The sequence below is a fragment of the Streptomyces sp. NPDC057638 genome (genome assembly GCF_042800315.1).
In the GTDB taxonomy this organism is placed as follows: Bacteria; Actinomycetota; Actinomycetes; order Streptomycetales; family Streptomycetaceae; genus Streptomyces.
Genome location: NZ_JBHVHF010000395.1, coordinates 1 through 6,120 on the forward strand (window position 1 = coordinate 1; position 6,120 = coordinate 6,120).

Annotated in this window: 6 protein-coding genes; 3 read left to right on the forward strand and 3 right to left on the reverse strand. The window is 72.6% G+C overall.

Annotation, left to right across the window (positions count from 1 at the left end):
* Positions 1–38 precede the first annotated feature (38 nt).
* Positions 39–269 (reverse strand): hypothetical protein, encoded by a 231-nt coding sequence (locus ACFVIM_RS31675; protein ID WP_384308765.1) that lies wholly within the window; start codon positions 267–269, stop codon positions 39–41.
* A 287-nt stretch (positions 270–556) separates the two neighbouring features.
* On the opposite strand from ACFVIM_RS31675, the gene ACFVIM_RS31680 reads away from it, so the two are divergent.
* Positions 557–1,219, forward strand: coding sequence for an HNH endonuclease family protein (locus ACFVIM_RS31680; RefSeq protein WP_384308779.1), 663 nt, complete (start codon positions 557–559; stop codon positions 1,217–1,219).
* 165 nt (positions 1,220–1,384) lie between these two features.
* Here the strand turns inward: ACFVIM_RS31680 and ACFVIM_RS31685 are convergent, their stop codons facing one another.
* Entirely contained in the window at positions 1,385–1,975 is a 591-nt protein-coding gene (locus ACFVIM_RS31685) for a hypothetical protein (protein WP_384308768.1), read from the reverse strand.
* Positions 1,976–2,146: 171 nt separating this feature from the next.
* Between ACFVIM_RS31685 and ACFVIM_RS31690 the strand changes: the two genes are divergently transcribed.
* The gene (locus ACFVIM_RS31690; protein WP_384308771.1) at positions 2,147–3,022 is read left to right on the forward strand and encodes a radical SAM protein; all 876 of its coding nucleotides are present in this window, start codon (positions 2,147–2,149) and stop codon (positions 3,020–3,022) included.
* Between the two features lie 62 nt (positions 3,023–3,084).
* Positions 3,085–4,266: a protein-L-isoaspartate O-methyltransferase gene (locus tag ACFVIM_RS31695; protein WP_384308774.1), complete on the forward strand. Its 1,182-nt coding sequence runs from the start codon at positions 3,085–3,087 to the stop codon at positions 4,264–4,266.
* Positions 4,267–4,967: 701 nt separating this feature from the next.
* Here the strand turns inward: ACFVIM_RS31695 and ACFVIM_RS31700 are convergent.
* On the reverse strand, positions 4,968–5,117 hold the full coding sequence (locus ACFVIM_RS31700) for a hypothetical protein (protein WP_384308777.1): 150 nt from the start codon (positions 5,115–5,117) through the stop codon (positions 4,968–4,970).
* Between the last annotated feature and the right edge of the window lie 1,003 nt (positions 5,118–6,120).

A 6,120-nucleotide genomic window follows, 5' to 3' on the forward strand; every position in this document is an offset into this window, starting at 1 on the left:
GTCCGGTCACGGACCGGCCGGCGCGGGGGCGGGCGGTCTCAGCGGCCGGACGGGCGCGGGGACCTGCGTCGGCGGCGCGGGCCGCCGCTGTACGGCGGGAGCTCGGACCGGTCAACGCCGTTCGCGCGGAGGCGCTCGGCGTGCACGCCGTTCGGTGGCGGGGTGCGGGGCCGGTCGCGGCACTCCTCGCCCTGCATGGCGAAGCACTTCGGGCAGGTGCCCTTGCGCCGCAGGTCCGGCGGCCGCCGGGGCAGACGGTGAATGGTCATCGGCGTGCCGTACTTCCCGCGGGCCACGGCGCCTCCCTCACGGTGTCGGGCCGGACGCCTGTGTCTGGCCGGCTCTCGGGTCACGTCCCGTGAACGCGGCGGCCGGGGCGCACGTCACGGCCCGCGGCCTCCGGCCTGGGCCGCCCGGCGGTCCGGTGGCCTTCGCTCCAGATGCCAGGGGGCGGTCATCGTCCCGCTGGTGGGCCGCTCGTTCAGGTGATGATCCGGCCGCTCCCGCCCGGGGACCGGGCGCCGCTGCTATTCCTCGGACCGTGATCAAGAATCTGATGCGCGCGGCCACCGCCACCGCGGTCCTCGCCCTCCTCCCCTTCTCCCTTCCCGCCCAGGCCACCGCAGCTCCCGTCCCGGCGGGGGAGACCCTCCCGATCACGGCGGCCGTCAGCCGCCTGCCGCTCGGCCTCGAAGACCGCACCGGGTACGAACGGGACTCCTTCCGCCACTGGAACACCGGCCTCGACCCTTCCGACGGCTGCCACACGAGGGCGGAGGTACTCATCGCCGAGGCCGTCGAACCCCCCACCGTCGGGGCGCGGTGCGCCCTGACCGGCGGCAGGTGGCTCTCCTACTACGACGAGGTCCCGGTCACCTCCGCGGGCGCGCTGGACATCGACCACATGGTCCCGCTCGCCGAAGCCTGGGACTCCGGAGCCTCCGACTGGACGGCCGGGCAGCGCGAGGCGTACGCCAACGACCAGGGCGCCGAGGCGTCCCTGGTGGCCGTGACCGCCCGCACCAACCGGCAGAAGGCAGACCAGGACCCAGCCGACTGGCTTCCACCCGCCCCCGGCGCGCTCTGCCGCTACGCCTCCGAGTGGACGGCCACCAAGCTGCGCTGGAATCTCGCCGCCGACGAGGCCGAGCAGGACCGGCTGTTCACCGTGGCCGCGAGCTGCGGCACCACCACGGTGACCTACGAGCCCGCCCCGTAGCCACGAGCGGACACCCCCAGGGCACCGGCGTGCCGAACCCCGGCCGACCGGGCACGGCGGTGCCGGTCGGAACGGCCGGGATTCCCCCTCGGATCTCCCGGGCATCGGCGATGGTCGAGAGCCGGACGCGCTCCCGCGTGGCCCGCGCACGCCAGAGGGCAGGTGTCAGCGGTGCTGCGGGTTCAGGGCCTTGAGCCGTTCGGTGAAGCCGGGGTCCGGCGCGGCGCCCCGGTGCTGTCCGGTGGCGAGGTCGAGGTAGCCCCAGCGTCCGCGCTCGCCAGGCCCGCACACCATCAGCGTCAGCGTCCGGCCCGGCTCGTGCACGGCAGTCACCTCGTGGTACACCTCCAGCGGCACCCGGTTGAGCCCGCCGGCCCGGTGCTCCACGCCCCGCTCCGCCCGGATCGCTCCGCCGTCGGGGGTGTAGCGGTCCTCGTCGTAGCCACCGAGGAGCACGTGCGCGTCGAACGCCCACGGATGGGAGTGCGGGTGCGGGAAGGGCTCCCGGCCGCGCCGGAGGTCCGGCGCGAACCACACGTTCACCTTCGCGGTCGCGGCCCGGGTACTGAACAGTACGAACTCCGCCTTGTACCCTCTGCCGCACTCGTCCGGGACCAGCGTCCAGTCCCGGGGCGTGGTGAACCTCTCCCAGGTCAGCGCGCCAAGCCCAGGCGCCCGGGCAGCGACCCCGGCCTCCGCCGCGCCGAACTGCTCGTCATCCAGGACCAGACCGGGAGCGATCTCGACGGTCGTCATACCGGTCAGAGTTCCGGACCTTGCTGCCCGGCGGCAAGACCACCAGGCAGCGCGGTGCCGAACAGCCGGCCGGTCGGGCGCATCCCCGGGGCATCGGCCGTACAGCGCACTTCCGGGCCAACTTTCACCAAAACGGGGCGGGTTGACCGACGGCTGTCTACCCTTCTCTCCATGACGACCGCCCCGGAAGCCCCCGCCACCCCCTTAGGGTTCCTGGCGGTTGAGCTGACGGCCCGCTGCCAACTGGTCTGCCCATCGCACTGCTACGCCCAGGCCGGGCCTCACCGCGGGCACGGCACGATGAGTACGGGCGACTGGCGCCGGGTCATCACCGAGGCCGCCGAGCTGGGCGCGACGACCGTGCAGACCATCGGCGGCGAACCCAGCCTCTCCCCGGACTTCACCGGGCTCGTCGAGCACGCGCTGGAAGCCGGCCTGCGCGTGCGCGTCTACACCAACTTGTACCGGGTCCGCGCGGCGCACTGGACCCTCTATGAACACCCCCGGGTGGACCTCGCGACCTCCTACTACAGCGACGATGCGGCCGAGCACGACCGGATCACCGGCCGGCCCGGATCCCACGCTGCGACCCGGGCCAACATCGCCGGCGCCGTACGCCGCGGCATCACGGTCAAGGTCGGCATCGTGGACCTCGGGGGCGGCCAGCGCGTGGAGCAGGCCCGTGCCGAGATGAAGGCCCTCGGCGTCCACGACGTCCACGTCGACCGGGTCCGCCCCGTCGGCAACGCCGCGAACGCCGCGGTGCCGACCGCCACTTCCCTGTGCGGACGGTGCGGGGACGGGAGGGCGGCGGTCCTGCCCACCGGAGAGGTGGCGGTGTGCGAAATCGGACGAAATCTTACCGGGGGCAACGTCAAGAACGCGACCCTGGCCTCCGTACTCGGCAGCGCCCGGTGGGCCGAGACAGCCGCGAGCGTCCCGCGCCGCACCGGAGCGGACCCCTGCGCGCCCTCCGACTGCGAACCGGCCGCGTCCGACTCCTGCGGCCCCGCCAAGAACGACCCCTGCGGCCCGATGAGCGACTGAGCCACACCACCGGATGACTGACCGGACCGCCCATATGCCCCTGAAAGGAGCCAAAAACATCCATGGACCGGACGCCCGCGGACTGGGAGCGCCACGCCGCCCGGATGGCCGACGCGACCGTACGGCCCGACTCCCGCTGGCACCGGCCCCTGGCCATGGTGCCCCGCCATCTGTTCGTGCCCCGGTGGTGGACCTGGAGCAAGCGGGACGGAACCTGGGGCTACGAGCTCCACGACGGGCCAAGCGCCTCCGAGGCGTGGCTGAACAGCGCCTACGACCAACGCCGCACCCTGACCACCCGGGTCGGACCGCACCACGCCGACCACGCGACTCCCGGCACGGTAATCCCGGAGGAGCTGCGGCCCACGTCGTCGTCCACGCTGCCCCTGCTGGTCGTGGAGATGTACCGGCACGCCCACATCGCCGACGGCTCCCGCGTGCTGGTGACCTGCGGCAGCGGCTACGGCACCGCGCTGGCCTGCCGCCGCCTCGGCGATGAGCGGGTCACCAGCGTCGACGTGGACCCGTATCTCGTCGAGGCGGCCCGCGAGCGGCTGGCCGCGGCCGGACACCGGCCACGCGTGGAGGTCTGCGATGTCACGGGCGAACTTCCGGGCGTCTTCGACCGGATCGTCTCGACCGTCTCGGTGCCGACAATTCCCTCCTCCTGGCTGGAGGCGCTCGCTCCCGGCGGCCGGCTGGTGACCACGGTGTCCGGGACCGGCCTGGTCATCACCGCCGACAAGACCGAGGACGGGGGCGCCATCGGCCGGGTCGCCCCCGGGGCGGCGGCGTTCATGAGTACCCGCCGCGGCGACGACTACCCTCCCGACCCCGAGCGTGCCGCCCGGTGGGAGACCGCCCGGACCGCCGAGGGCACAAGCGTCACGACGGGCCGCTATCCGGTGATGCGGGTGAACAGCGCCTGGGACGTGCTCTCCACCTTCGAACTGATCGTCCCCGGCGTCGAGCACCGCATGGACGAGGGCGCGGACGGAACCCGCACCGCCTACATGATCCACCCGGACGGCTCCTGGGCCCGCGCCGAGGCGACCGACCGCCATGCCTCGCCCACCGTGCACCAGGACGGCCCCCGCCGCCTGTGGGACAGGCTGGAGAAGATCCGCACCTGGCTCGTCGTCGACGGAGACCTGCCCGTCGCCGGAGCCAACGTGCGCATCGACCCGGACGGCACGTGTCACCTCACCCGCGGCGGCTGGTCGGAAACCATCGGGGCACGGTGACGGTACCGCCCGGCGAGCGGACCCCCCAGGAACACGGCCACCGGCCGTCCAGCCCCTGAACTCCGGCCGCCTGGACCCGGGCTCTGGCGGCGAGAGGCCGAGACCATCCGCCGGCAACGGCCACTGTTGGAGCAGGCGAAGGCCGTGGCGCGGCCGGCTTGCCGCTCCGGCGCCAAAGAGGGCAAAGGCCCGTCCGGCCGCAGGATCTGGCGCCTCCCGGACTCCGACCGTTCGACGGCGCCTCCGGCGGTTCGGCGCGGCGCGACCCGACGCGGGGCGGGAGGGCGAAGGCCCGCCGGACCGTACCGGACGGGCACCGGGGTGGCGGGGCCGGCGGGCGACGGCAACCCCCACGGGTACAGCCCGAGCACGGCCACCGGACGGCGGGTACCCCTCCCGAGCTCCAAATTTCGTCCGAATGAATATGGTTCGTCACGATTCTTTTACTCTTTCAATCCCTCTAAGGGCATCCAAAGCTCTTGTCTTTCGCGGTAACGTAAGCATTGAGATTAGACATTGAGGGCGGGCATTGAGAGTGGACTTTGAGGCAATGACATTGGCGGGACATTTGATTTGCCCTAGGCTAATGATTGCTTCCGCTCAATGTTCTCAGGGTCGGCATATGATGAAGCCCGCCGCATTGGCTTTGCGGCGGGCCCCCTGGACTGCCGACCGGACCTGTTATCACCAGGTCCGGTCGGCTACCTCATACCGAGCACCACGACCACGAGGGTCGCGGCCGCCGCGAGCAGTTCCACCAGCGGCTTGGCCGCGCGGGCGGTCCGGGCAACCCGGTCCCACCCGCGCTTCCGGGCAGACGGCTCACAACTGCACGGCTCCCCTTCGGGCACAGCGTCTCCCTTCCGGGCACGGGACGCACCGACCGCGCGCCCCTCGAAGCGGAGTGCCGGGCAGCCGAAGCCACCGGCACTCCCCGCCGAGAGGCGACACCGACAGGTAATTCCCGCTGTGCGACTGTATCCATTCACGCGGACCCCTGGGCGGCAAATCCCCAAGGCGGGGCGATATTTTCTTTCCTGGCCGGGAATCAGGCCGGCGCGGCACCCCGGGAGTCGTTTAACCGTTCGAGCCGGCACGGCAGACCGGTCGGGCCGTCGCCATATCAACGCAGCGCGCTACTGGACCTCCGGTGACGCTCTCGCGCGCACTGACCCTGGCCACCGCCGAGGAAGTGGTGACGGCGATTCACCGTGAGGAGCCGGCAGGGGAGGGACGGGCGGCGCACCGCGCGGACCCCCGCCGGACCTGAACCGTCCGCCGCGGTGTGGTCGGAGGGCAGGGCGGGCGGTCCCGGGGCCGGGTGCGCCGGTTCCGGAAAGGGGTACGGGGCCAGAGGTCACGGGTCGGGTGAGCTCTGGCCCCGGGGGCACGGGCGCGGTCCCCCGCTCGCGGGGGCCTGCCTGTTCGCGGCGCGCAGGTGCCTGCGCGCCGCGCTGGGGTCACCCCCGCTGCCGCGGGGACCAACGGCTGGTCCAGTTCCCGGAGGTCGAGACCGGGTGATGGATCACCCCCGCGAGCGCGGGGACTGCCGTTCGACCGCTCTCTGCGAGAAACCGAGAGAGGAGCCATCCCCGCTCCGCGGGGTCTACTCCCCACGTGCGTGGGGATGTGGTCCCGGCCCGTGCCGGTGTAGGGCGGGGGTGGGGGAGCTGCGGGCTCTGTGACCCCCGCCCTACTGGTAAACAAACGTACCACCCAGGGATGTTGGGGCCGACGTGATCACGACCACACCAGCCGCCGGGAGGGCGGCTTCGGGGCTCACAGCCATTCCCAGGGGACCTGCCCGCGGTAGTGCCAGACGCCGTCACCGCCGTCGTCGTCCGGGGCGTAGAC

Coding starts and splice junctions, on each gene's coding strand:
- ACFVIM_RS31680 (WP_384308779.1), top strand. CDS start 557: ATGCGCGCGGCCACCGCCACCGCGGTCCTCGCCCTCCTCCCCTTCTCC.
- ACFVIM_RS31675 (WP_384308765.1), bottom strand. CDS start 269: ATGACCATTCACCGTCTGCCCCGGCGGCCGCCGGACCTGCGGCGCAAG.
- ACFVIM_RS31685 (WP_384308768.1), bottom strand. CDS start 1,975: ATGACGACCGTCGAGATCGCTCCCGGTCTGGTCCTGGATGACGAGCAG.
- ACFVIM_RS31695 (WP_384308774.1), top strand. CDS start 3,085: ATGGACCGGACGCCCGCGGACTGGGAGCGCCACGCCGCCCGGATGGCC.
- ACFVIM_RS31690 (WP_384308771.1), top strand. CDS start 2,147: ATGACGACCGCCCCGGAAGCCCCCGCCACCCCCTTAGGGTTCCTGGCG.